General features: G+C 70.5%; 21 protein-coding genes. 6 read left to right on the forward strand and 15 right to left on the reverse strand.

Annotation, left to right across the window (positions count from 1 at the left end; all coding sequences use genetic code 11):
- Window positions 1–2: 2 nt before the first annotated feature.
- From ACFWFZ_RS24420 to ACFWFZ_RS24490, 15 genes are all read right to left on the reverse strand, one after another.
- Window positions 3–542: a DoxX family protein gene (locus ACFWFZ_RS24420; RefSeq protein ID WP_387125106.1), complete on the reverse strand. Its 540-nt coding sequence runs from the start codon at window positions 540–542 to the stop codon at window positions 3–5.
- 1,029 nt (window positions 543–1,571) lie between these two features.
- Window positions 1,572–2,150 carry a LuxR C-terminal-related transcriptional regulator gene (locus ACFWFZ_RS24425; protein ID WP_387124973.1) on the reverse strand — a complete coding sequence of 193 codons (579 nt, stop codon included), beginning with the start codon at window positions 2,148–2,150 and terminating at the stop codon, window positions 1,572–1,574.
- 931 nt (window positions 2,151–3,081) lie between these two features.
- Entirely contained in the window at window positions 3,082–4,395 is a 1,314-nt protein-coding gene (locus ACFWFZ_RS24430; protein WP_387124975.1) for a YcaO-like family protein, read from the reverse strand.
- Complete coding sequence (gene lanKC, locus ACFWFZ_RS24435) at window positions 4,392–6,977, reverse strand: class III lanthionine synthetase LanKC (protein WP_387124976.1); 2,586 nt, start codon at window positions 6,975–6,977, stop codon at window positions 4,392–4,394. Before lanKC ends, ACFWFZ_RS24430 begins: the two co-directional genes overlap by 4 nt.
- A gap of 63 nt (window positions 6,978–7,040) precedes the next feature.
- Window positions 7,041–8,762 (reverse strand): daptide biosynthesis intramembrane metalloprotease, encoded by a 1,722-nt coding sequence (mpaP, locus tag ACFWFZ_RS24440; RefSeq protein ID WP_387124977.1) that lies wholly within the window; start codon window positions 8,760–8,762, stop codon window positions 7,041–7,043.
- Entirely contained in the window at window positions 8,759–9,502 is a 744-nt protein-coding gene (locus ACFWFZ_RS24445; RefSeq protein ID WP_387124978.1) for an ABC transporter permease, read from the reverse strand. Before ACFWFZ_RS24445 ends, mpaP begins: the two co-directional genes overlap by 4 nt.
- Window positions 9,495–10,229, reverse strand: a complete 735-nt coding sequence (locus ACFWFZ_RS24450; protein ID WP_060180045.1) for an ABC transporter ATP-binding protein — start codon at window positions 10,227–10,229, stop codon at window positions 9,495–9,497. Before ACFWFZ_RS24450 ends, ACFWFZ_RS24445 begins: the two co-directional genes overlap by 8 nt.
- Window positions 10,226–10,420: a hypothetical protein gene (locus tag ACFWFZ_RS24455; RefSeq protein ID WP_060180046.1), complete on the reverse strand. Its 195-nt coding sequence runs from the start codon at window positions 10,418–10,420 to the stop codon at window positions 10,226–10,228. Before ACFWFZ_RS24455 ends, ACFWFZ_RS24450 begins: the two co-directional genes overlap by 4 nt.
- A gap of 126 nt (window positions 10,421–10,546) precedes the next feature.
- Window positions 10,547–10,723, reverse strand: a complete 177-nt coding sequence (locus tag ACFWFZ_RS24460; RefSeq protein ID WP_167389242.1) for a daptide-type RiPP — start codon at window positions 10,721–10,723, stop codon at window positions 10,547–10,549.
- A gap of 56 nt (window positions 10,724–10,779) precedes the next feature.
- Entirely contained in the window at window positions 10,780–10,968 is a 189-nt protein-coding gene (locus ACFWFZ_RS24465; RefSeq protein ID WP_387124979.1) for a daptide-type RiPP, read from the reverse strand.
- A 96-nt stretch (window positions 10,969–11,064) separates the two neighbouring features.
- Window positions 11,065–12,267 carry a daptide-type RiPP biosynthesis dehydogenase gene (gene mpaC, locus ACFWFZ_RS24470; protein WP_387124980.1) on the reverse strand — a complete coding sequence of 401 codons (1,203 nt, stop codon included), beginning with the start codon at window positions 12,265–12,267 and terminating at the stop codon, window positions 11,065–11,067.
- A complete protein-coding gene (mpaD, locus tag ACFWFZ_RS24475; protein ID WP_387124982.1) occupies window positions 12,264–13,547 on the reverse strand; it encodes a daptide-type RiPP biosynthesis aminotransferase in 1,284 nt (427 codons plus the stop codon). Before mpaD ends, mpaC begins: the two co-directional genes overlap by 4 nt.
- Window positions 13,544–14,365 carry a daptide-type RiPP biosynthesis methyltransferase gene (gene mpaM / locus ACFWFZ_RS24480; protein ID WP_387124984.1) on the reverse strand — a complete coding sequence of 274 codons (822 nt, stop codon included), beginning with the start codon at window positions 14,363–14,365 and terminating at the stop codon, window positions 13,544–13,546. The genes mpaD and mpaM overlap by 4 nt, the downstream gene beginning before the upstream one ends.
- Complete coding sequence (mpaB, locus tag ACFWFZ_RS24485) at window positions 14,362–15,471, reverse strand: daptide biosynthesis RiPP recognition protein (protein ID WP_387124986.1); 1,110 nt, start codon at window positions 15,469–15,471, stop codon at window positions 14,362–14,364. Before mpaB ends, mpaM begins: the two co-directional genes overlap by 4 nt.
- Window positions 15,472–15,488: 17 nt before the next feature.
- A complete protein-coding gene (locus tag ACFWFZ_RS24490; RefSeq protein ID WP_387125108.1) occupies window positions 15,489–16,493 on the reverse strand; it encodes an LLM class flavin-dependent oxidoreductase in 1,005 nt (334 codons plus the stop codon).
- Window positions 16,494–16,958: 465 nt separating this feature from the next.
- Here ACFWFZ_RS24490 and ACFWFZ_RS24495 point away from each other — a divergent pair, with 465 nt between their 5' ends.
- From ACFWFZ_RS24495 to ACFWFZ_RS24520, 6 genes are read left to right on the forward strand one after another with little or no spacing between them, the layout of a single operon-like run.
- Window positions 16,959–18,005 carry a glycosyltransferase family 2 protein gene (locus ACFWFZ_RS24495; protein WP_387124988.1) on the forward strand — a complete coding sequence of 349 codons (1,047 nt, stop codon included), beginning with the start codon at window positions 16,959–16,961 and terminating at the stop codon, window positions 18,003–18,005.
- On the forward strand, window positions 18,002–19,381 hold the full coding sequence (locus tag ACFWFZ_RS24500) for an NDP-hexose 2,3-dehydratase family protein (protein ID WP_387124989.1): 1,380 nt from the start codon (window positions 18,002–18,004) through the stop codon (window positions 19,379–19,381). The genes ACFWFZ_RS24495 and ACFWFZ_RS24500 overlap by 4 nt, the downstream gene beginning before the upstream one ends.
- Window positions 19,381–20,412: an NAD-dependent epimerase/dehydratase family protein gene (locus ACFWFZ_RS24505; RefSeq protein ID WP_387124991.1), complete on the forward strand. Its 1,032-nt coding sequence runs from the start codon at window positions 19,381–19,383 to the stop codon at window positions 20,410–20,412. Before ACFWFZ_RS24500 ends, ACFWFZ_RS24505 begins: the two co-directional genes overlap by 1 nt.
- Entirely contained in the window at window positions 20,409–21,521 is a 1,113-nt protein-coding gene (locus ACFWFZ_RS24510; RefSeq protein ID WP_387124992.1) for a DegT/DnrJ/EryC1/StrS family aminotransferase, read from the forward strand. The genes ACFWFZ_RS24505 and ACFWFZ_RS24510 overlap by 4 nt, the downstream gene beginning before the upstream one ends.
- Complete coding sequence (locus ACFWFZ_RS24515; RefSeq protein WP_387124993.1) at window positions 21,518–22,090, forward strand: dTDP-4-dehydrorhamnose 3,5-epimerase family protein; 573 nt, start codon at window positions 21,518–21,520, stop codon at window positions 22,088–22,090. Before ACFWFZ_RS24510 ends, ACFWFZ_RS24515 begins: the two co-directional genes overlap by 4 nt.
- Complete coding sequence (locus ACFWFZ_RS24520) at window positions 22,087–23,304, forward strand: methyltransferase domain-containing protein (protein ID WP_387124994.1); 1,218 nt, start codon at window positions 22,087–22,089, stop codon at window positions 23,302–23,304. Before ACFWFZ_RS24515 ends, ACFWFZ_RS24520 begins: the two co-directional genes overlap by 4 nt.
- The last annotated feature ends 223 nt before the right edge of the window (window positions 23,305–23,527 follow it).

Below are 23,527 nucleotides of genomic sequence, written 5' to 3' on the forward strand. Positions count from 1 at the left end.
CGTCAGTCCCGCAGGAGCAGGACGACGAAGCCGACGACGGCGCCCGCCAGCAGTGCGAGCACGCGGTAGCGGGGCCGTGGTGCGCGCAGCACCGGCAGGTAGTGGTCGACGGCGTAGCGGCCGGGCCCGGTGAGCGTGAGGGCGATGATCGCGGCGAACAGCACGACTTCGAGTTCGATGCCCTTGGGCGGGAAGTAGGCACCAAAGCCCCGGACGTCGAGGATGTTGACGAAGACGCCCGTCAGGACCGCGCCGGCGAGCGGGGTGAGCAGGCCGAGGGCGAGTCCGAGGCCGCCGAGGGTCTCGGAGAGTCCGGCGATGACGGCCATGGCGTCCCCGGCGGGGTAGCCGGCCATCGTGAAGCCCTTGCCGGTCGCGGTGAGGCCCGGGCCGCCGAACCAGCCGAAGAGCTTCATCGTGCCGTGGCCGGCCATGGACAGGCCGACGACGAGCCGGAGCAGCAGCAGGCCGGTGTCGTGGGTGACGGTGGTGGCAAGGGCCGAGGAGGTGCTGAAGAGCGTGCGGTCCCAGCTCGTTTGCATCATGAGGGTCCGTTCCGAGGTCGCCTGGCAGCGACCGCCACCGTATGACGCCCGCTCCCGACGACCCGCCCGCAACATCCGCGGCCGCCCCATCGGCCCCTTCCGTCTACCCGTTCGGCCGCAGAACACCCGCTCGACACCCCCCGGGTGGGGTGGACAACGGGGTGGTGGACCGCGTCGAGCCGGTCGGCATGGCCGACGTCGCCACACGCTCGATCACCGCGGCCGTGCTGAGGCCGACCACGCAGTCCGAAGATGCCGCCTGCTGCCGCCCCGCTCCATGACCCCGGCCCGATGTGCCCGGGCCGGCCGGCGACCTGCGAGTGCCAAGGGAAATGCCACGCCCCTGGTGCACATTGAAGGTGCACTGGATCGCTCAACTTCGTCCTCTCGCAGCGGCCCGGATCTCCACCTCTTCCCGATGACCCCGCCACGTGGAGTGCGCTGCGATCCTGGAGCCTGCCGAAAAGGGATCCCTACCTGCGGTTTCGTGCATGCGCGGTCCCAGCCTCGGGCTGAGGGTCCGCCTTCGAATTGATCTTGCCCAGCGCAGGATTGATGCGCGTGTGACCGCCGCTTCGCAGGGAGGTGGCGGCATGCCGGTGGGCGCGGACGGTGGTGGAGTCGGAAGTCGTGTGTGCTGACCCGCATTCACCCGTTGTCCGCGACTTCTTTCCGCTTTTCTTCAATGCCTGCAGCGCGCCAGCAGCCACCACCGGACCGGGCAGCTGCGGGTAAATCCTCGGCAAGCCCCGACTTCGCGGCATTACATTGCGACACCCGCGGAATGAGGCCTGCGCAGGGTGGCCGGTTGCGGGTTCGTGACCGGTTGGCCAAATAATGCCCATTATTCCCGCATTGAAATTCGGGACTGCAATGCCCCCCCATGCGGGATCAGAGAATCCTGACGGTGAAACACATTCTGGGATCCTCGGACATGCAGAAACCTGAGGAGGCTTGCGCAGAGGATGCGGACACCCCGGCACACCGGGTCCCGCCCCGGGGTGCCGGGGCGGGACCCGGGGGCGTTCAGGCCGCGATGCCGACCGAGGGTGCGTGCGAGTACCACAGGGCCGCCACCTGCGAGCGGTCACGGCATCGCAGTTTGCGCAGCACATTGGAGACGTGGAACTTGACCGTGCTGCGCTCGATGATCAGCTGCTCGGCGATCTCCGAGTTGGAGAAGCCCTCGGCCACCAGTCGGGCCACCCCCCGCTCACGATCGGTGAGCCGGCCGACCTCCTCGACGGGCGGCTCGGTCGCCCGGGGGTGACTCATGCGGCCCGAGAGCAGCGCGGGGACAAGCTCGGGAGAGACCCAGCCCCGCCCGCTCAGCACCTCGCGGACCGCGGCCACGTACCCGCGGTCGGGATCATCACGGCCGATGATGCCGGCCACCTGGGTGTGGGCCGACGACGGCCAGAAGGCGTCGCCCTGGCCCGACACCAGGACGATGAGCCGGGTTCCCCGTTGGGCGAGCGACGGCTCGGCGTTCAGCACGCCGGCCTCCACCACGACGATATCCGCCGGAGTGGACGAGTCGGCGACGGCTCCACCGTCTCCGTACCCGGAGACAACCCATCCAGGACCGACCAGCACCTCAGTCATCCGTCGTAGCAGCGCAGGAGAATCGATGACAAGAAGTATTCGTTCCATGTTTCCCCGTAATTCTGACACAGAGGACGTCAGGAAACCTGGGCGAGTCAAGCCCAGTTGGCGCCCCCCGTCCCCGAAAGCCCTTGAGCAGTGACGAGGAAACTAGCACACAAAGGTTCGGCAAAGAAGGCGAGGAGGGAGCGGCGCCGAGTACCAGAGGAAGAATTGAGGAAGCCCGCCTCAAACGCCCCAGTTAAGCGTATTTGATCACCACGGGGGAGTCTGGAGCGGCCCTGGAGCAGGGCGGCTGCGCTCGCCGGGAGCCTGCGTGCTTCGACGCACGCCTGACAGTCATCGGGATCCGGCACTCCTTCCCAGAGGGTGGCGCGCTCCGTCGTCGGCCATGATCGGCCGTGTGTCGGGGGGCTGTCGACGGTGCCGCCCTGGACCGGGCGGTGGGCGTCTACCCGGCCGACCGGCACCTCGCCGCCACCGAGCCCGCCCAGACACCACCGCCCTGCGGGTCCGGGCGGCCGCGCGTGATCGCTGGCGACGGCAGAGCACTCAAGGGATCGACCCGTCCGTCCTCGGCATCACCAACGATGCGGACTCCTAGGGTCTGTATCGAGTTGCCCCGTGGAGCAAGGAGCGGCGTTCGGTGCGTGCCCTCGGCGTGCGGGACGAATGTCCTCGTAGCGGAGCTACTAGGGCATGTGGCTCGTGCGCCGAGGGTGCGTGCCGGGCGTCGCGACGCCGCGGGGCAACTCGATACAGACCCTAAGGGACTTGAACCCGCCCTGGCTTTCGAGGCTGTCGTCTTCCCGAGTGCGGCCGTGGAGCCGCTGGTCAGGCAGAGGGCCGGTACGCGTGGGCGAGTTCGAGCGGAGCCGGCTGGGGGATGCGGTCGCCCCGCTGTCCGAACCGGCGCCGTCGCAGGAGCGTGTCACGGCAAGGGGTGCGGCCTGCCCGAGAATGCGGAGACGGGACCCGCGCGACGGCCGGTGCGGGCCTCGGCGGTCCGCAGCCGACCTGTGTGCCAGCTGAAATCGTGGCTCTCGACCAGCCGCAGCGGCTGGTACCCGACCGGTATGACCTTGACCGCCGCCCACCCCATCTCGCGCAGCCCGGCGGGGAGCCGGTGGGTGAGATCGATCGCGAGCGGATCCGCGCCGTCGGCGACCAGGCTCCGTACGACCGTGTCGGTCGGCACCTCGACCGCGGTCCGGTGCGAGGTGTACTGGACGAAGCCGTCGACCCACTCGCGGACTTGCTCGTATCCCTCCGGGGACGCCAGATGGCGCAGACGGTCGTCGTCGTCGTCGATTCGCGCCGGCGCCCTGCCGAAGCCGTGCTCGTCCCAGGAGTTGAGGATCACCGAGCGGACCTGGAGGGCTTCCTGCAGCGCCCCGAGCATGCTCCACCAAGGATCGTCCGAGGCGTTGCACCCCACTGTCGCCAGCGGACCGGCCCCGGCGCCCGTCTCGTCGATGACCGCGGCGACGGTGCAGACGACGCCCGGCACCGCGGTGGGCAGGTCCGCCAGGACCGGCACGAGTCCCGCCTGCTCGGTCTTCTGCCACAGCGCCGCGAGGTTGCGGCGCTTGATGTTGCGCTTCCCTCCGAGCCCGGCGGCGGCATCGCCTGCGGTGAGCGGGAACGGTGTCACTCGCGCGAGCCGAAGCCGCTCCTCCCATGCGATGAGAAAGGCATCGCGCTCGATGACTTCCATCAGGCCGGCGCGCAGCGCCATGGTGTAGCCGTGGCCGGACGCCGCTCCGGATGGTGTCGGGTCGAAATGCCGCGCCTCGGGCGAGGCGTTCGGATAGTCCACGAGCGGCGCGGGTACCAGGATCTCGGCCCCGTCCCGCAGCCTCCGGGCCGGGTACCAGGTCAGCACCTCGTCGGCAGCGCGCGGGTCGCCCAGCGCCGTGTCCGGGCCGTGGAACGCCAGCACCTGCCCGCCGGCTTCGCGCGCTGTGGCGCGTACGGTGCCGGGCGGGGCCGTCGCCGAGGGGAAGAGCGCGTAGCGCTCCACGGCTTCGCCCACGCCGCGCGTCAGCGCGTCGGAGCGCGAGTGTCCGTACGCCCCGACGACGCACGGGTCCAGGGCGCGGCCGACGGGCTCCTGGGGGGCGGCGGCGGGGGTGATCCGTACCAGGGCACGCCACAGCAGATCGGTGGGCGGGGCGGGGGGCTGGACCTCGCACCGTTCGGCGAGCCCCTGCGTACGGTCCAAAGTGCCGAGGAAGTCGATCACGAAGCGGCTCCTGTACGCGGCGCGAGGCCGCTCCTGCGGAAGAACGGAAGCGACGGCCCGTCGTCCGTGAGCGCGGAGTCCAGCGCGAGCAGCACCCCCGCGCCTCCCGTGGCGAGATCGGTCGAGACGCGCATGGCCTCGTGGCCCAGGAAGGCGGGCCGGTCGTCGAGGCGCACGGTCTGCAGGGCGAAGCCGTCCACATGGAGGCGTAGGCTCTCCTCCTCTGCCCCGTTCTTCTGCGCGCCGGTGCCGTCGATCATGTGACGCAGGGCCACAAGCGTGCCCGCGCGGCCGTGGAACAGGCCTGTCTGGGCCACGAATCTGCGCCGGGCCGATCCCAGGATCGCGTCACGCGCGCGGATGAGCTCGGCTTCCGGACGGTGCGTGACGAGATCGTGCAGCACCATTCCCGTGCCCGCACTGCCCACGGCCAGCAACGGAGCTCGCCCCGGAGCCGATTCGGGCAGGTGGTCGCCCTCCCAGCCGAGGTGGGTCAGCTCCTGCCGCAGCGCGGTGTGCGCGTGCTCCAGGAAGGACGGGGCGCCGGTTGCCTCGTACAGTCGCAGCAGGAACAGGGCGCGGCCCGCCGGCCCCCGCAGCAGCCCGAAACGTGTCCTGCCGTCCGGGCTCCCGGCGGGCCCGGCAGTGATCCGCTCGGCCAGTCGGACGGCCTCGTCCAGCAGGGCGCCCTCGCCGGTGCTCCGGGCGAAGTGGAGCAGGGTGAGCCCCACTCCGGAGGCTCCGCTGAGCAAGGTGTCGTCAGCGCTGCCGGATTCTGCGCCGAGGTCTGCCACGACCTGGGAGACGAGCGCGCGGGCGGTCTCGGCACGCCCGAGCCGGTCCAGGGCCAAGGCGATTCCGCTCAGTCCGGTGCAGAAGCCCGGCGAAGGGCGGTCGAGGGCGTGGGTGGCCGCGACCAGCCAGTCGGTGAGGTGTGCGGGGACCGACGCGCCGGCCTCGGCCAGGGACCACAGGACCCCGGCGGCGCCGTAGGCGAAGGCCGCCCCGCCCTCGGACGTGGCGAACTGCTCCGGGTCCCCGGGGAAGAGCCGGTCCTGGCGGTCCGGTGTAGCGGTGGCCAGGATCCCGTCGATGATCTCTGTGCGCAGCGCGGGCCAGTTCTCACGGGGATCCGGCCGCAGGTCCGCGGTGGGTCGGGGGCACGTCGTGTCGGCCTCGATGCCCAGATCGCGCCGGACGGTGTCGGCGAAGTCCGCGGGTACCGGGAAGTGAGCGAGGACCGCGTCGATGAGGTCCTCCGTCTTCTCCGGGCCCCAGAGCAGCAGGGTCGGCAGCGGGATGAACACGGCCAGGCGCAGGCATCCCAGGGCGTAGCGGTCGATGGCGGGGCCCCGGTACGCGGCCGGTGCGGTGAACCCCGGCGCTCCCATGGTCTGCCGGGCCGGGGAGTCCACGGAGTCGGCCGTCTCGAAGTCGATGAAGACAACCGTGTCGTCCGGGCGGACGAGGATGTTGGACGGGTGCAGATCGCGGAAGACGACGCCTCGGGCGTGCAGGGACGCGATGCCTTCTTCGACCAGGCCCAGAATCCTCAGGGCCCACTCCGTGTACGCGGTGAAGGCCTCGGGGGACCGGTTGTCGCCTGCCAGGGGGTTGCGGCGGACCATCGCCTTGGCGAGGGGCTCGCCTTCGGCGTATTCCCTGACCAGGAAGTAGTGTTCGCGCCCCTTGCGGAAGTCGATGAGGCGGGGAATGCAGTCCAGGCCGGCCAGTCGCTCCAGCGCCCAGTGTTCCCGTTGCTGGCGGCCGACCGCGTCCTCGCCGTCGACGAGACCGGCGAAGGGGCGGGCTTCGCGGAGCAGGACGTCCGCGCCGTCCCGGGTGTCGGTGCCCCGGTAGACGCCTCCTCCGTTGGAGAAGTGCACGGCGGAGGTGACGCGGTAGGGGAAGTCCTCAAGGGTGCCGGAGTTGCGTGCCGCGGCCGATTCGGCCAGGCAGTCGGGAAGGGGCGCCCAGGCCGGCGGGCGGAAGCCCGGGCCGCGGTGGTCGGGTACCAGCCTGCCCTCGGGATCCTCCACGCAGTGCACGAGTTCGCCGGTGTCCGCCCGTACGGTGCGCAGGAGGAAGCCGCCGTAGCGCACGTAGAGCGGGCCGGACCGGTATCTCAGGTCGCTGAGGATGTAGGGGCCTTCGCGGCCGCCCAGCAGGTCGTCCAGCTCGCTGAGGATGAGGGCCAGACGGGCCTCGTCGAGCGGGTAGATGGTGACGAACTTGCCGCTGGCGCTGCGGTCGCCGTACTTGCTGTTGCGCGATTCGAGTACGGCGCGGCTGCGCAGGAACTTGAAGGTGATGCCGCCCGCGAGGCAGTACTTCCAGACGGTGGCCAGGATGTCCTCGGCGTTGTCGGGGGTCGCCGACACATGGATCTTCCAGCCCTGCCCGGGTATCGCGGAGTCGGGCGGCGAGATGCCGATCCACTCGGTGCCGCCACTCCGGGTCCAGCCGGGGGGCGGTTCCTCATGGGCGAGAGGGAAGTCGTCCTCGTCGGTGTGGGCCGTGGCCGGCAGATCGAAGAACGGGCTGCCGGGAGGGCAATAGTGAAGATGTCTGCCTACGTCCATAACCTTTACCTGTCTCCCCTGCCGACTGCCTGGCCCGGCCGTCGTGATGCCAACTTCTGGATGTCAACGCCCGTATGGAGCTACGTATTTGAGGTACAGCCACTCCCACGCGGGCCGGGTGCCCGCGTCGACGTACGCCAGTCCGGCGCGCTCGGCCGGTGCCTTGTCCGTACGCAGCGCGAAGCCCGACACCTCCATCGGGAAGTGCTCGCCCTCACGGAAGGGGACGAAGGCGGACAGTGGTGCCGTTTGCCGTGCGCCACGGTCCACCGCGACGACCCCGGTGCCGACATCGGTGCCGATGACCAGGCCGCGCCGCTCCAGGCGGACCTCGGAGCCCCGTGCGACCGCGTCGGTGTCGGCTGTGTCGGCCAGCACCAGCCGGACCTGGCCGCCTTCCTGAACGAATCCCCCGACCACGGTGTACGGCAGTCGGACGAACAGCAGGGCGGCGGCCGCGGCGGCGACGGCCAGCACGGAGACGAGGGCGATCCGCGGAAGGCCTGCCCCGGCCCGCCGCGCCTCGCGCAGCAGCCGCTCGCCGCCGTTCCAGGCGTGGTACATCAGGTAGCTGATGGCCGCGGCCATCACGGCGGCGCCGGCGAGGCCCAGGCTCTGGACGATGTCCGACCAGAGGCCGATCGCGACGGCGACGAGGTAGAGGGGGAAGATCATGCAGGCGAAACCGAAGGGCACGGCCCAGGTGAGCCCCGGCAGTTCACGCCTGTACCGGCCGCCGAACAGGATCCGGGCCAGGAACCGCCGCGCGTCGGTCATGGACCGGTCGCGCAGGTGTGGGATGTCGAGATGGCTCATCAGCGCGAGATAGCCGTCGAGCTTCACCAGCGGTACGAAGTTGAGTACGCCCGTGAGGTAGGTGGAGACCCCGAAGACCAGCATGCCGTCGTGCAGCAGCGAAGGGCCGTTGACCGCGGACAGCACGAGCGCGCTCAGGGAGACCGTTCCGGCGACCACTGTCTGTGTGACGATGCCCGCCAGTGCGACCCGGGTGCGCTGTTCCTTGTGCGGCAGGCGCCAGCCGTCGGACACGTCGCAGAAGAAGGCGGGCGACATGTAGAAGAGCATCACGCCCATCCGGCTGGGGCGTCCGCCGTAGTGGGTCAGGACCGCCCCGTGGCCCATCTCGTGGAGCGCGGTCGTGAGGATCGTCGCGGTCATCACACCGAGCAGGACGGCGAACGGCAAGGGCTGTCCGAGCGCCTGCGTCAGCGCCGGGGCCTGCACGGTGAGCGCCAGCAGTCCGCCCAGGACGAGTATCGCGGCGACCACGGCCGCGGCCCGGTTCGCCAGCAGCCTGATGAGGGGCACCAGCCGGTTCAGTAGCCGCTGCGGCTTCAGGACGGTGAACTGCAGTGTCAGGGGTGGTACGTACTTGAACCAGGTGCCGCTGTGCCGGTGGATCCTCCCGTCCTCCAGCAGCCGCATCTCCTGGAGGTTGTGGACGGCGGTGGCGACGGCGTTCTCCGTCCAGGGTCCGCCCAGCGTGCTCACCAGAGCCGCGTGGTCGCGTTCTCCGTCCATCGCCCGCATCAGCCTGGCCATGTCCGCACCGACCCGGATGTACTGCTGCCCGGACTGCACGATCCACAGGGAACCCTCTGCCGTCGGCTCGTGCACCTGGACCCGCGGGGCGAGCCGGGGCCGGCGGGTCAGTTCGGCCGTCTCGGCCGCCGAGGGTTCTGCGTCGGCCCGCTTGCGGCGACGCCGGGGCCGACCGGCCGGTCCCGGAGCGGTCGGCGCGGTCCGCTCGTCGGTCAGGGTCATTTGACGTCCCGGGTGACGAGCAGTCTGCGGGCCGTCCAACCGGCGAGGACGAGCCAGCCGGCGATGACGAGCAGGGCCAGGGGGATCGACAGCATCTCGGGCTTGGCGTCGCGGTAGACCGCACCCATGGCGATCCCCATCGTGAACTTGCCGACGGCGGGCAGCACCCGGAAGAGCGTCTCGTCGACGAAGAGTGTCACCACCAGCACGAGCGTCACGCTCGCCGCCTGGTTGCGGATGATCCAGCCGAGCAGGACCCCCCACGGCACGGCCAGCGTGACCACGGTGAGCACGCCGAGCAGCGTCAGGGTCGCTTCGCCGCTCCACTGGACGTCCATGCCGAACAGGGTGAAGAAACCCCACAGGGAGAGGGGGGCGAGGACCGCCGCCAGCAGTGCGAAGACCACTCCCATGGCCGTTCCGACGATCGTCTTGGCCGCGAGCAGCCGCGTCCGGCTGCCACACAGCAGGACGGACCGGCTGATGGCTCCGGTGTTGTACTCCCGGCTCACGAAGAGGGCGCCGAAGAGGACGGAGGCCAGGAGAACGGAGAACCAGGAGCGGATGAGCTCGGCGGTGGCCGCGGCGGCATCGGTCGCGCCGGAGTCGATCTGCTGGTCGGCCACGGCTGCGGCTCCGCTGCTGCCCAGCAGGCCCAGGAACACACCGAGTGCGCCCATGATCCACCAGGTGCGTCCGCTCCATGCCTTGAGCCATTCGGCGTTCAGCACCTCACGCATCGACGTGCCTTTCCGCTTCTGTGCCGACCAACTCGAAGAATCGTTCCTCCAGGCTGGTTCCGCTGCCTGGGACCAGCTCGGATATGGGACCGCTGTACCGCAGGGTGCGCTGAAGGATCACCACGTCGTCCACTGTCTGTTCCACCTCGGAGAGCAGGTGACTGGAGAGCAGGATGGTGCGTCCCTCGTCGGCCAGTGAGCGCAGGAAGGTCCTCAGCCACCGGATGCCGTCCGGGTCGAGCCCGTTGGCGGGCTCGTCGAGCACCAGCAGTTCCGGGTCGGCGAGCAGCGCCACCGCCAGGGCGTGCCGCTGCCGCATGCCGGTGGAGTAGCCCTTGATCTTCCGGTCGGCGCTGTCGGTCAGCCCGACCTTGTCCAGCACCTCGTCGACACGCGTCGCGGGCAGTCCGAGCATCCGGGCCCAGATCCGCAGATCGCGGCGTCCACTGGTGCCGGGCATCGGGGCGATGCCGTCCATGCTGACCCCGACCCGGCGCGCGGCGTCGGGCAGGTCGGCGTAGGGGCGCCCGAAGACGGTGGCAGTGCCGGAGCTGGGGCGTGAGAGCCCGAGCAGCATGCGCAACGAGGTGGTCTTCCCCGCGCCGTTGCGGCCGAGCAGCCCCACGATGCGGCCCGGCCGGACCTCGAACGTCACGTCCTCCACCGCGGTGACCTCACCGAACCGCTTGGTCAGGCCGCGGACGGAGACCGCTGCGGTGTCGCTCATCCCCTGCCCGCCCGCCTGTTCGCGTTCATCTGGTAGGCGCAGATGAAGATGAAGACGGTCGCGGCACCGATCAGGACCCACTGCGCGGTCCCGTCCAGCGCGGCGCCGACAGGCATGAGGATCAGTGCGAGCAGCCCCGTCATCATGGTGAGCGACTTGCTCGACGGATACCGGTTTCCGGTGTTCGACATGAGATTCTCCCTTTTTCCTTCTGCGGATGTTTACGCTCCGCACGCCCGGCCCGGGACGGCCGAGGCCGTCCCGGGCCGGGCGTCACCGCTGTTGACACCGCGAGGGGCTCGCGCCCCCGGCAGGCATCAGGTAGAGGCAGCCACGCTGAGCGCACCCACTGCGATGCTGAACATCAGGCCGTCCTTGAAACCGGTGTAGAAGCCCGGCGCCTCCATGGCTTCAAGCTCCTGCATCCCCAGCTCCAGAGCCGGACCATTATCCTTCAGGTCAAAGCCCGTCTTGGGCTCGAAGACCGCCTGCATTTCGATACCTCTTCTCGATGGTTACTCGGAGAATCCGGCGGTTGGTGCAGGCCGCTCTAGGTGATCGCCGCGCCGCTGACGGCCACGTAGACGCTGCCGTAGGCGATGGCGCTGGTGACAACAGTGCCCGTGCCGAAACCGGCCCACGTGGACCAGCCCGGGGCCTCCATGGCCTCAAGCTCCTGCATGCCGAGCTCAAGTGCCGGCACAGACAGGTCCTGCGAGAAGTCGATAACTCCCTGCATGGTGTTTCCCTCCCTCTGAAATCGGATTTTCTGTGTGTTCCCCCGTTCTCGCGCCGTGATCACGGCGCGAGAACGGAAGTCTTTGGTGACGTCGGGTCAGCTCAGGGCTGGTTCCGCGTCAAGTACGGCGCCGTCGAGCAGGCCGCGTACGTCGGCGGCCCGCAGCCCGCCGAGCATCGGCAGCCCGGCCCCCCAGGCGCGCACGGTCCGGGCCGTCACCGTGTCCAGCCGGGCGGCGTCGGCGCTGATCCGCCGGTCCACCAGCCAGGAATCGGTCAGTGCGCCGATCCCCTCCGCCGGATCCTCGGGCAGGGCGTCCGGGGCGGTGGCACGCAGCAGCGCCCAGATCCGGGACAGCCGCCGGGCCGACCCCAGCCGCTGGTCGCCGTCGGCGATGGCCCGCCACAGCGGTTCCAGCAGCGCTGCCACGGCGGTCATCTTGCGCAGCCCGAGCACGGACGACAGCTCGTTGGCGAGATACCAGCCCTTGGCCCCGTACCGGTCGCGTCCGATGTACGTCCAGCCGAGGTGGGTCAGTCCGCTCACCTTGGCGATCTCCAGCCGGATCCGGTCGTCGCTGCGCCCACCGCCCAGCCGTACGTCACGCAGCTGATGCCCGAGCTGGGCCAGCCGCGTGGCCAGGGTCTCGGCCAGCGCGTCCTCGGTCGGCAGGTCCCGGTGGTCGCCCGCGTACAGGCTCACCACCCGGAACAGGGCCTCCAGCACGCCCTCGGCGATCAGCTCGTCCGGCAGTGTGCTGGTGGCCAGCGGGTCCAGTACGGCGACCTCGGGCTGCAGCGACTCCCCCAGGATCAGCCGCCTGCCCTGTGGGAAGGCCAGGCATGCCGCCGCGCTCACCTCCGCCCCCGTACCGACGGTGGTGGGCACCGCAACCAGGGGAAGGCCGCGCTGGATCCCGGGCGGTAGCAGGATCAGCCCGCTGCGCTGCGGCAGGGTCAGCCGCGTGCGGGCGGCCGGGTTGTTCCGCGCCAGGGCCGCCAGCTTGGCCTGGTCCAGCAGGGCGCCGCCGCCGACGGCGACGATCACGTCCGTGCCGTGGAGGTTGTCCCCCAGCGCGAGGACGCCTTCCGCGTCGCCGGCCCCTTCCAGCGCCAGGACGAGCACGTCACGGCCCGATCCTGCGACCGAGGTCCGCACCCGGGAGACGATCGGGCTGTCGGCGACGGCTGCGTCGACCAGCACGGTGATGTGCCGGACGGCAGGCCGTGCGTCAAGCCATCCGGCGATCCCGTCGGCGCCGAACAGCGTCAGCGTCGGGCAGTGCCAGCTGAGGTTCATCCGGCCACCCCGGCCACCCGGGCCGTCGCCTGCCGCGTGTACGCCGTGAGTCCGGTCCGCACCCGGTCGAGCAGCTCGGCCAGTTCGGCATCACTGTAGGTCAGCGCGGGGAAGAGCTGGATGCCGTGCGGTCCGGGATGCACGATCGCACCCGCCGCTCTGATCGCCGCGACCACGGCGGGGACCTCGGTCTGCGGCAGGGGCGTCCCGTCCCGGCCGCACAGTCGCAGGGCCCGGAAGCAGCCGACGCCGCTGGTGCCGGTCACGTCGGGCCGCTCGGCGACCAGCCGGTCCAGCTCGGTGTCCAGGAGTACGGCCAGGTTCCGGCCGGCGGCGATCGCGTCGAGCCGGCGCATCTCCTCAAGGGTGGCGAGGATCGCGGCGCAGGTCGCCGGGGTTCCCGCTTGGGTCTCGCCGTGCGCAAGCACAGCTCCCGCGTCGTTGAACACCCGGGCCACCTCGGTCGAGACGACGACCGCGGCGGCGGGCATGGTGCCGTTCGTGAGCCCCTTGGAGACGACCAGCAGATCGGGCTGCCCGGCCCACCTCTGCGAGGCGAGGAAGGAACCGGTACGGCCGAAGCCGGTGGCCACCTCGTCTGCGACCAGCAGGAATCCGTGCTCGTCGCGCAACCGCAGCAGAGCGTTCACGTACTCCTCGGTGAGCGGTACCGCACCGTTGCCGAGGACGGGCTCGACGACGACGGCCGCGATCTGGCTCCCCTGCCTGCCGAGCAGCGTCACCAGCTCGGCCGGGTCGTTCGGGGCCACGTGCCGCACCAGCCTCTGATCGACGCCGTACACCGACTGGCCCAGATCATCACCGGTCAGCGCAAAGCTGCCGAAGGTCAGGCCGTGGTAGCTGCCGCGCAGACCGACCACCACCTTGCGCCGGGCGTCGCCGCGCAGCGCGTGGTGCAGCCTGGCGATCTTCATCACCAGGTCGTTGGCGGCGCCGCCGGAGGTGGAGAACAGCACCCGGCCGTAGTGGTCGGCGCCGCAGAGGTCGACGAGAGCCGACGCGGCCTTGCGGGCGTAGCTGTTCTCGTACCGGAAGACGGAGAGGTAGGAAGCGTCACGCAGGGCCGCCGCCACCGCCTCGGCGATGACGCGATTGCCGTAGCCGATGTTGGTGTTCCACAACCCGCTGGTGCCACAGAGCAGTTCACGGCCGTCGGCGAAGCGGACGCGGACGCCTTCGGCGGAGACCGCGCACAGCGTGTCGTCGCCCTGCTGCGCGGGCGGCAACAGCGAGGGCCACAGGGCCTGTCCGTCGTTCATCGGGGCTCCACCTCTGCTTCCAGCAGTACGGATTCGTGTCGGTCGCCACCGGTGCGCAGCGTGTGGCGGGTGTTCACCCGGAAACCGGCGGCGGCCAGTTCGTTCTCCAACAGGTCGGCCGGGAGGGCCGCGACCGTCGAGGTGCACACGTGGACCGGGCCCTCGGAGAGATCGGCCGCGTGGAGGGTGACGGTGCGCGTGCCCGTCTGCGGGGACCAGTGCTCGTGCAGGTGGTAGAGCCGGCCGCTGGCACCGGCCATGTCGATGCGTATCTCGTCCTGGGTGGATCCGGCGGTGGGATACGTGGTGGAGAGCAGGAACGCCCCGCCGGGAGCCAGATGGTCGCGCACCGTGCGATAGAGCGCGGCACGGCCCTCTTCGTCGAGTAGCGAGATCGAGGTCGTCCCGAGGACGACCGCCCCGAACCGGCGGTCCAGTGTGAAGGACGCCATGTCCCCCTCGACGGTGGTGCAGCGTTCACGCAGCCGCTCGGGGGCCTCCTGGAGGCGGGCCAGGAGCAGGTCCAGCATGGGGCGTGCCAGTTCGAGTGCCGTGACGTCCCTGCCGGCGGCGAGCAGCGGCATCGTCAACCGGCCCGTTCCGGCGGCGAGTTCCAGGACCGGTCCGGGGCGTCGGCGGACGAGACCGATCAGTTCACGGACCTCATGGGTGTCGTTCCTGCTCAGGTCGTCGTAGATCAGTGAGCCGACCTCGTCGTAGATCCCGCACATGACCACCCGGTCCCCGAGCTCGGCCAGCGCGCGGCCGGCCCGTCCGGGGACCGACCGCGGCGTTCCGCCGACGGCCGTCGCCGTCATCGGGCGGCCGCCGTCGGGACGGTGAGCCGGGCACCGGCGGAGGCGAAGAGGGTCTCGACCTGAGTCAGCGCGGCACGGTCCGCGTGGGCGGCGGCGGCCTCGACCGATCCGTGGACCAGCAGGGTTTCGGCCAGCTCCGCGGCAGCACGGCCGAGAGAGAAGAACCGGCCGGTTCGGGCACTGTGCACCACGGCCTGCTCCCCGGTCCACAGCAGCAGTGGAGCGTCGACGTCATCGCGGTCGGCGGCGCTGTCCCCGAGTTCCGCCAGGCCGGGCACCAGACGGGCGCCGAATCCGGAGACTTCGAGGCCGGTGATCCCCCGGGAACGGAGCTCCCGGACGGCGTCGAGTGCGGCCAGATACCGGCCGAGCCACGGCCGTGCGGTCAGCGCGTCCGTACGTGCCCGGTCGGGCACGACGAGGCCCAGGGAGACCGCGCAGGGGTGTGCGCTCCCGGAGTTGAGCCTGGTCCACTCCGCCGCCAGAGCGGCGCCGCCGTCGGCGACGGTGCCCAGGGGCAGGGACACGGGTGAGAGGGACACCTCGCCGGTGGACCGCACGTACAGGCGGGTGAACGGGCCGTCGCCGACCGGGCCCGCGCCCAGCGCGGAGAGGTCGCCGATCCGCACGGCGGGGTCGGTCGCGAAGTCGGCGAACGTGCCCTGGTTCCGGGCGCGGTCCGCGTCCGCCAGGTACCCGTCGAAGTCGGCCTCTTCGGTGATCCTGATCAGCGTGGGACCGATCACCGACATGTACTCGCTGGTGGCGTAGTCCTGGGTCTGCAGGAAGAAGGAGTCTCCGACCGACATCTCGTCGCCGGGCTCGGCCAGGGACCCTTCGTACGGGACGACGAGGGGCCCGACCGCACCCGGGGCCTGCGGATCCGCCTGGCGTACCGGGCCGCCGTCCTGGCCGTCCGGTACGAAGACGACAGTCCGGGCGCCGACGAAGTCCGAGGCCAGCACCGGAGGGAGCTGTGCGGCGCTCTCCAGTACAACGGTCGCGGTGCGGGTCCCCTGGGCCGGGCCGTCGTCCCCCGGGCCGGTGCGGCCTGTTCCCCAGGACGCCAACTGCCGCTTGGCCCGCTTGAGCTGACTGTGTTCCATGTCCCCCGTGCCCTTCATTACGCGACAGCCGCCAGAATCGTCTTGAGGTCCGCCATGGCCGCATGATGGCCGTGCAGGTTGAACACTCCGGTCGTGTTCAACACGACTTCGTCCACCCCCGCCTCCCGGTACTCGGCGAGCTGTTCGACCAGTCCGTCGATGTCCCCGTGGAGGAAACCGCGGCCTTCCACGAGTCGCCGGGCGCTCAGTGCCGTATCGCCCTCGTCCACCGCGATGCCGGCGCGCTGGAGCATGTCGATGTAGTGCGGTGCCGCGAGGTGTGGAGCGTTGCTGGCCAGCGCGACCTCTGCCGGGTCGCGGTCCGGCCGGCGCAGGGCCAGCGGCACCATGGCCACGATCCGGGGCACCGGCCTGCCTGCCGCCGCGGCACCCTCCCGCAGGGCGGGCAGCACCGTGTCGCGCAGGTACGACGCCGGGGTCAGCCAAGTGATGGCGCAGTCCGCGACCGCACCGGCGACCCGTGCCATGCCGGGACGCAGCACACCGAGTCCGAGTTCCACCGCAGGAGCCGGGCTCGGCGCGAGGGCGCCGTGGCACGAGAAGTAATCCCCCTCGGCCTGCACGGTTTCGCCGTTCAGCAGACCGCGGACGATGCCGAGGTACTCACGGGCCGCAGTCAGCGGGCTGGCGTACGGGGCGCCGACGAGACTCTGCTGGAACGAGGCACCACCGGGCCCGAACCCTGCCACCACCGGATGGCCGGTGGCCATGGCCAGCGATCTGACCTGGTGCGCCGCCTCGAAAGGATGCCTCAACGGCATGAGCGTGACACCGAACCCCACCGGGACCCGGAACCCGGACCCCGCCGCGGCGGCGAAGCCCTGGAAGGGATCGACGAGCATCGACTGGCCCTGCCACAGCCGTTCCGCCGCCGTCCAGTCCACCAGAGCGGCATACGGCAGCAGCTGTTCCGGCCTGCGCGGCAGGAACGGAACAAGAACTGAATACTTGGTCATCTGTCCCCCCGAATCGCGCACATCGACATTGCGCACAATCGACATCGCGCACATCGACGGTCGGTTCGAGTGCAACGAGAATCCTTGCGACTACGGCGACATATTATGTCTGGTCGCCGCAGAATTCTCCCGCCAAGACCCCTTGCGGGAATCTCGTCGGCGACATGGATAAACGTAGACCCGCGGGAGGGCCGACGCCCCCGTCGCGAGGCTAGTATCGCCCCCTCCGCAGACCGGGATGTCCCCCACCTGGCCTTCTTCGGGGCGCCTGCCCAGTGACGTACAGATCCACATCGCCGGGGACAGCCTGCGGGAACGCAGCGTGTTGACACCTGCCCGCCTTTCTGTTCAACCTATTCCCTGGCATTCCATTACGGCTGGTGCGGGCCGCGGAATCCTTCAAGGACCGATGGCTCGGCGCGAGGGCGGAAACAACGCCCTTCATTGCGGAAACAATGCGATCCAAAGGGCCCCTCGCGCCTGTCGACCGACGAACGGAAGGAGTCGCCGATGCCCCGCGTCTCCGTTATCTGCCCGACCTACAACCGCAGCCGGGCCATCCTGCCCACGCTGGACTCCGTCCGAGCGCAGTCGATGCGTGACTGGGAGATGATCGTCGTATCCGACGGCAGCGACGACGACACGGACGAGGTCGTGGCCGAGGTCGCGGCGCAGGACGACCGGATCCGGCTGCGGCGGGTCCCGCACTTCGGCTTCCAGGCCGGCCCCACCAACCTCGTTCTGCCCGAGGCGAAGGGCGAGTACATCGCCTACCTGGACCACGACGACCGCTGGGAGAGCGGCCATCTCGGGCTCCTGACAGCCGCCTTCGACGACGGCGCGCAGTTCGTGGCCACCCGGGCGAGGAAGGTGACCGCGTCCGGCACGGTCACCACCACCGCCGATCCGCTGACCATGTGCTGGGCACCCGAACTCCAGCTGATGAATCCCCTGTTCGAGAACTCGTGCGCCGCGCACAGGGCAGGCCTCGCGGAGTCGGTGGGCGGCTGGCGCGAGTCCCCGGTCGGCCTTGAGGACTGGGACCTGTGGCTGCGCATGACCGACGCGGGGGTCCGTTGCACGACGCTCCTCGACGTCACGGTGAACATGCTGGACGACCCCGGCACCCGGCAGCACAGCCTTCCGTGCGACTACGACCATGAGATCGCGCGGTTCGAGGATGCCCGTGCCGCCCGCGCCGCGTACCGGGCCCTCACCCATCCCCGGCACTTCCGAGCGGGGCTCGAAGCCAGCCGCGCAGATCTCCATCACTGGTACGGCTCCCTGGCCGCTTCCGGCGAGCTGGTGCTGCCCCTCGGCTGGGAAGGCGGTACCGACGCCCTGACCGACGCCGTCGACCGGCATGTGGAAGCCGTCCGGATGGTGTGGAACAACCTGATCATCGAGCCCAAGGACGGCTACGTCGCCCTCGCGATGGTGCTGGGCACCATGACCGCCGAGCACGCGGAGCGCTACAGCGCCCACTTCCGCACCACGATGGCCCACCAGCAGGCGTTTTTCGAGGACGTCCTGCCCGCGGGAAGTGTGGTGCGGTGACGTCCTCGGAGGGGTTCTACCGCGCGCTCGACGACGCCCGGGACCGCATGTTCACCACGGTTCGAAGGGTGCCGCTCGACGCCCTCGCCGGATGGACCGCGGACCCGGCCACCGGGACCATCCGCCATCACGCCGGCCGCTTCTTCACCGTGGAGGGAGTGCGCGTCGACCGCCCGGGGCGCCCGGTCGACCACTGGTCCCAGCCGATCATCGACCAGCCGGAGATCGGCATCCTGGGCATCCTGGTCAAGGAGTTCGACGGCGTTCCGCACTATCTGATGCAGCTGAAGGCCGAGCCCGGCAACTGCGACGGCATCCAGGTCTCCCCGACCGTCCAGGCGACCCGGAGCAACTATCTCCGGGTGCACGGCGGCAAACCCGTCCCCTACCTCGACTACTTCAGGGACCCGTCCCGGCACCGGGTGGTGGCCGATGTCCGCCAGTCCGAACAAGGTGCCTGGTTCCTGCGCAAGCGCAATCGCAACATGGTGGTCGAGGTCCGGGGCGAGGTGGAACTCCACGACGGGTTCCACTGGCTGTCGCTGCCCCAACTGCACCGGCTGCTGGCCCAGGACGATCTGGTCAACATGGACACCCGTTCGGTGCTGGCCTGCCTGCCCCTCACGGAGCCGGAGCAGGAGCCGGAACCCGGCGGGGAGCGGGACGAGTTCACCATGGCCCTGCTCCGGTCGTGCCGTGCGGGCTCGCCCACGCATCACACGGAGCGCAGTCTCCTCAGCTGGATCACTGACACGCGGGTGCGCGCCGACCTCGCCGTCAGCCGGGTACCGCTGACCGGACTCCCCGGATGGCGGCGGACGGAAGGCCGGATCTCCCACGAGAGCGGCCGGTTCTTCGACGTCATCGGTGTACAGGTGACAGCGGCGGGCCGCGAGGTCGCCCGCTGGGACCAGCCGATGATCGCGCCGCACGGCATGGGGGTCGTGGGCCTCCTCGTCACCCGTATCGACGGCGTCCTGCACGCTCTCGTCCAACTGCGTGCGGAGGTCGGGTACGTGGACGCCGTGGAACTCGCCCCGACCCTGCAGTGCGTGCCGGAGAACTACGACGTCCTTCCCGCCGCCGCCCGGCCGCCGCTCCTCGACGAGGTGCTGGGGGCGCCCGCCTCCGCCGTCAGGTTCGACACGGTCCAGTCGGAGGAGGGCGGCCGCTTCTACCATGCACGAACCCGACACCTCATCGTCGAGACGCCGTACCGCCCGGAGCTGGCCGAGCACCCGGACTTCCGCTGGATGACGCCTCACCAGCTGTCCGGCCTGCTGCGTCACAGCCACTACGTGAGCATGGAGACCCGCAGCCTGCTCGCCTGTCTGCGCTCCCTGGCCACGGCGCCCCGTCCCGTCGGAGTACGGTGATGGCCGGGTCCCGGACGCCGGCCGCCCGCCCTCTGGTCACCGTGCTCGGTGCGTCGGGTTACATCGGTTCGGCCGTCGTCGCACTCCTGCGCAGCCGGCCGGTCCGGTTGCGTACGGTGTCGCGCCGCCCTTGCCCCGTGACCGGTGACGGCCTCGCGGAACTGGACGTCCGCACGGCCGACCTCACCGACCCCGGCGCGGTCGCCGACGCGGTGGCGGGTTCGGACGCCGTGATCCATCTGGTCACCCACCGTTCGGCCACGGGCGACTGGCGGACACGGGACGGCGACCCGGAAGGCGAACACGCCAACGTCACCGTGACGCTCGACCTCGTCGAGAGCCTCGGGTCCGGCCGGACCGCAGGGCCGCCACCCGCGGTGATCTACGCCAGTACGGTCCTCCCGCCCGGCGGCCCGGCCCCGGCGAACACCTACGAACGGCAGAAGCTGGCCTCCGAGCGCATCCTGCGCGCGGCCTGCGCGGCGGGCTCGCTCCGTGGCGTGGTCCTGCGCCTGCCGACCGTCTACGGCCACGGCCCCGTGCCGGGAGATCTCGGCCGGGGCGTAGTGGCGGCCATGGTCCGCCGAGGCTTCGCCTGTGAGCCGCTGACCATGTGGCACGACGGCACGATCGAGCGCGACCTCCTCCACGTCGACGACGCGGCCCGCGCCTTCCTGTCGGCGCTGGACCACGCGGATGCCCTCACCGGCCGGCACTGGGACGTCGGCTGCGGCCTCGGCCACGGCCTCGGGGACGTGTTCCGGACGATCGCCGAGATCATCGGTCGGCACACCGGGCGGCCACCGGTACCTGTACTGCGAGTGGACCCGCCGGACGGTGCCACCGGTCTGGACTTCCGCAGCGTACGAGCCGATTCGTCCGCCTTCCGGTCGGTCACCGGGTGGGCGCCCAGGGCAGTTCTGCGCGACGCACTGGAGCAGGTCGTCGCCGCTCACGCCGCGTCCACGGCACACGCACCCACGCCCACACCTCACACCGGTCCATCGGCCAAGGAAGGGATCCACCTGTGACCACGTATGTCTGGGACTACCTGGAGGAGTACGCGAAGGAGCGTACGGACCTCCTGGACGCCGTCGAAACGGTCTTCGGTTCCGGGCAGCTCGTGCTCGGCAAGAGCGTGCGCGGCTTCGAGACGGAGTTCGCCGCCTACCACGGTGTGGACCACTGCGTGGGCCTGGACAACGGCACCAACGCGATCAAGCTCGCGCTCCAGGCACTGGGCGTCGGTCCGGGCGACGAGGTGATCACCGTGTCGAACACGGCAGCCCCCACCGTGCTGGCGATCGACGCGGTCGGCGCCACCCCGGTCTTCGTCGATGTGCGTGAGGAGGACTTCCTCATGGACACCGACCAGGTCGCCGCGGCGATCACCCCCCGGACGCGCTGCATCCTTCCGGTCCACCTCTACGGCCAGTGCGCCGACATGGAGGTGCTGAAGGACATCGCCACGGCACACGGCCTGGTCCTCCTTGAGGACTGTGCCCAGGCGCACGGCGCCCGACGACACGGCCGGCAGGCGGGCACCACCGGCGACGCCGCCGCGTTCTCCTTCTACCCGACGAAGGTGCTCGGGGCGTACGGCGACGGCGGCGCGGCGATCACCTCCGACGCGGCCGTGGCCGACCGGTTGCGCCGACTGCGGTACTACGGCATGGAGGAGCGGTACTACGTCGTCCAGACACCCGGGCACAACAGCCGGCTCGACGAACTCCAGGCCGAGATCCTGCGCCGCAAACTCGGTCGCCTCGACGCCTACATCGAGGGGCGTCGCGCCGTCGCCCGGCGCTACGCCGAGGGACTGAAGGACACCGGGCTGATCCTGCCGGCCACCGCCCCCGGCAACGACCACGTCTACTACGTCTACGTGGTCCGCCACCCCCAACGGGACTGCATCATCGAGGCGTTGAAGTCGCGCGGGATCTCCCTCAACATCAGCTATCCGTGGCCGGTGCACACCATGTCCGGCTTCGCCCACCTCGGCTACTCCCGCGGCGCGCTTCCGGTCACGGAGGCCCTCGCGGGCGAGATCTTCTCGCTCCCCATGTACCCCTCACTGCCGCGCGATGTGCAGGACCGGGTGATCGGCGCGCTGCTCGACGTACTGGCGGAACTGTCGTGAAGGCACGCGAGCTCTCCGTTCCCGGCGCGGTGGAGTTCACCCCCACCCGCTACCCGGACGATCGGGGCCTGTTCGTCTCCACCTTCGAGGAGCGGTCCGCGGGGCCGCTCTTCCCGGTGAGGCAGGCCAGTCAGAGTCGTTCCCGCAGGGGCGTGGTACGGGGTGTGCACTACACCGCCGTGTCCCCGGGCACCGAGAAGTACGTCCACTGCCCGCGCGGTTCGGCCCTGGACATCGTCGTCGACCTCCGCGTCGGTTCGCCGGCGTTCGGCACCTGGGACTCCGTCGTACTGGACGACCGGACCTTCCGCGCCGTATACATCCCACCCGGCGTGGGGCACGCCTTCGTGGCCCTGGAGGACGACACGGTCATGTCCTACCTGCTCTCGACCGGCTACGTCGCGGAGCACGAGCTCGCCGTGTCCGTACTGGACCCGGAACTCGGCCTACCCATTCCGCATGACATCACCCCGGTCCTCTCGGAGCGGGACCGGCTGGCGCTCACCCTCGCGGAAGCGGCCGCCGAGGGCATGCTCCCGCTCTTCGCACACCCTCAGGAGAACCGATGACCATCTGCCGCATCTGCGCGGGCCCGCTGACCGAGTTCCTCGATCTGGGAGCGCAGCCCAACTCCGACGCCTTCCCCAAGCCCGGGGAGACCGACGGCGAGTTCTTCTTCCGGCTCGCCGTCGGGCGGTGCGGTTCCTGCACGATGGTGCAGCTGATGGAGGAGGTTCCGCGCGAGCGGATGTTCCACGAGGACTACCCGTACCACTCCTCGGGATCCTCGGTGATGCGGGAGCACTTCGAGGCCACGGCCCGGGGCATTCTCGCCACCGTGGCCGACGACCCGGACCCGTTCGTCGTCGAGATCGGCTGCAACGACGGCGTCATGCTGGCCACCGTCGCCGGGGCCGGGGTGCGTCATCTGGGTGTCGACCCCTCAGCAGGCGTGGCCGACCGGGCGCGGGCCAAGGGAGTGCGGGTCCGTACCGCGTTCTTCGAGGAGGAGACGGCGCTCGCCATCGCCGCGGCCGAGGGCCGGGCGGATGTCGTCTACGCCGCCAACACCCTGTGCCATCTCCCGTACCTGGAATCGATCTTCCGCGGCTTGGACGCGCTGCTCAAGCCGGAGGGGGTGTTCGTCTTCGAGGACCCCTACCTCGGCGATATCGTCGAGCGGACCTCGTTCGACCAGATCTACGACGAGCACTTCTACTTCTTCACGGCCCGTTCGGTGCAGAGCATGGCCCACCACTACGGCTTCGAGCTGGTCGACGTCCTCCGCCTGCCCGTGCACGGCGGCGAGGTCCGCTACACCCTCGCCCGCCGGGGTACGCGGGTGCCCACGGCGTCCGTGGCCGAGCTGCTGGCCGACGAGGACAGCAAGGACCTCGCCGAGCCGGTCACGCTGGAGCGCTTCGCCGCCGAGGTCCGGCGCACCCGCGACGAGCTGACCGCTCTGCTCACCCGGTTGCGGGCGGAGGGCCGCCGGGTCGTCGCCTACGGTGCCACGGCCAAGAGCGCCACCGTCGCCAACTACTGCGGCATCGGACCCGAGCTGATCTCCTTCGTCTGCGACAGCACCCCCGCCAAGCAGGGCCGGCTCACTCCCGGCTCCCACATCCCGGTCCGGACCCCGGATGCCTTCGGCGACCCCTACCCCGAATACGCGCTGCTCTTCGCCTGGAACCACGCGGAGGAGATCATGGCGAAGGAGCAGAAGTTCCGCGAGCGGGGCGGCAAGTGGATCCTCTACACCCCGGACGTGCACATGGTCTGAACAGCTTCGACAGAGGGTGCGAGCGGACTGCGGGGTGTCAGGACGACGGCCAGGCGCACCCCCTCCACCTCCCGGCCCGGGTCGCCCCGTATCCGGGCCGCCGGAGTTCCGTCCGCCGCCGGCCGCTCGCTCACCCCGGACCGCGAGTTCCAGGGCGGCCTCGCGCTGCTCCTGGACGGGCTGGGTCGCTGACCCGCCGAAGCGCCGTGTTCCCAGCCCCCGC

Source organism: Streptomyces sp. NPDC060232 (assembly GCF_042726555.1).
GTDB lineage: Bacteria > Actinomycetota > Actinomycetes > Streptomycetales > Streptomycetaceae > Streptomyces.

Excerpts from the sequence above, each read along its gene's own strand:
- mpaP (WP_387124977.1), bottom strand. The coding sequence starts at position 8,762 with ATGACCCTGACCGACGAGCGGACCGCGCCGACCGCTCCGGGACCGGCC.
- ACFWFZ_RS24490 (WP_387125108.1), bottom strand. The coding sequence starts at position 16,493 with ATGTCGATTGTGCGCAATGTCGATGTGCGCGATTCGGGGGGACAGATG.
- lanKC (WP_387124976.1), bottom strand. The coding sequence starts at position 6,977 with ATGGACGTAGGCAGACATCTTCACTATTGCCCTCCCGGCAGCCCGTTC.
- mpaB (WP_387124986.1), bottom strand. The coding sequence starts at position 15,471 with ATGGAACACAGTCAGCTCAAGCGGGCCAAGCGGCAGTTGGCGTCCTGG.
- ACFWFZ_RS24520 (WP_387124994.1), top strand. The coding sequence starts at position 22,087 with ATGACCATCTGCCGCATCTGCGCGGGCCCGCTGACCGAGTTCCTCGAT.
- ACFWFZ_RS24505 (WP_387124991.1), top strand. The coding sequence starts at position 19,381 with ATGGCCGGGTCCCGGACGCCGGCCGCCCGCCCTCTGGTCACCGTGCTC.
- mpaD (WP_387124982.1), bottom strand. The coding sequence starts at position 13,547 with ATGAACGACGGACAGGCCCTGTGGCCCTCGCTGTTGCCGCCCGCGCAG.
- ACFWFZ_RS24420 (WP_387125106.1), bottom strand. The coding sequence starts at position 542 with ATGCAAACGAGCTGGGACCGCACGCTCTTCAGCACCTCCTCGGCCCTT.
- ACFWFZ_RS24495 (WP_387124988.1), top strand. The coding sequence starts at position 16,959 with ATGCCCCGCGTCTCCGTTATCTGCCCGACCTACAACCGCAGCCGGGCC.
- mpaM (WP_387124984.1), bottom strand. The coding sequence starts at position 14,365 with ATGACGGCGACGGCCGTCGGCGGAACGCCGCGGTCGGTCCCCGGACGG.
- mpaC (WP_387124980.1), bottom strand. The coding sequence starts at position 12,267 with ATGAACCTCAGCTGGCACTGCCCGACGCTGACGCTGTTCGGCGCCGAC.
- ACFWFZ_RS24465 (WP_387124979.1), bottom strand. The coding sequence starts at position 10,968 with ATGCAGGGAGTTATCGACTTCTCGCAGGACCTGTCTGTGCCGGCACTT.
- ACFWFZ_RS24455 (WP_060180046.1), bottom strand. The coding sequence starts at position 10,420 with ATGTCGAACACCGGAAACCGGTATCCGTCGAGCAAGTCGCTCACCATG.
- ACFWFZ_RS24460 (WP_167389242.1), bottom strand. The coding sequence starts at position 10,723 with ATGCAGGCGGTCTTCGAGCCCAAGACGGGCTTTGACCTGAAGGATAAT.
- ACFWFZ_RS24425 (WP_387124973.1), bottom strand. The coding sequence starts at position 2,150 with ATGACTGAGGTGCTGGTCGGTCCTGGATGGGTTGTCTCCGGGTACGGA.
- ACFWFZ_RS24445 (WP_387124978.1), bottom strand. The coding sequence starts at position 9,502 with ATGCGTGAGGTGCTGAACGCCGAATGGCTCAAGGCATGGAGCGGACGC.
- ACFWFZ_RS24450 (WP_060180045.1), bottom strand. The coding sequence starts at position 10,229 with ATGAGCGACACCGCAGCGGTCTCCGTCCGCGGCCTGACCAAGCGGTTC.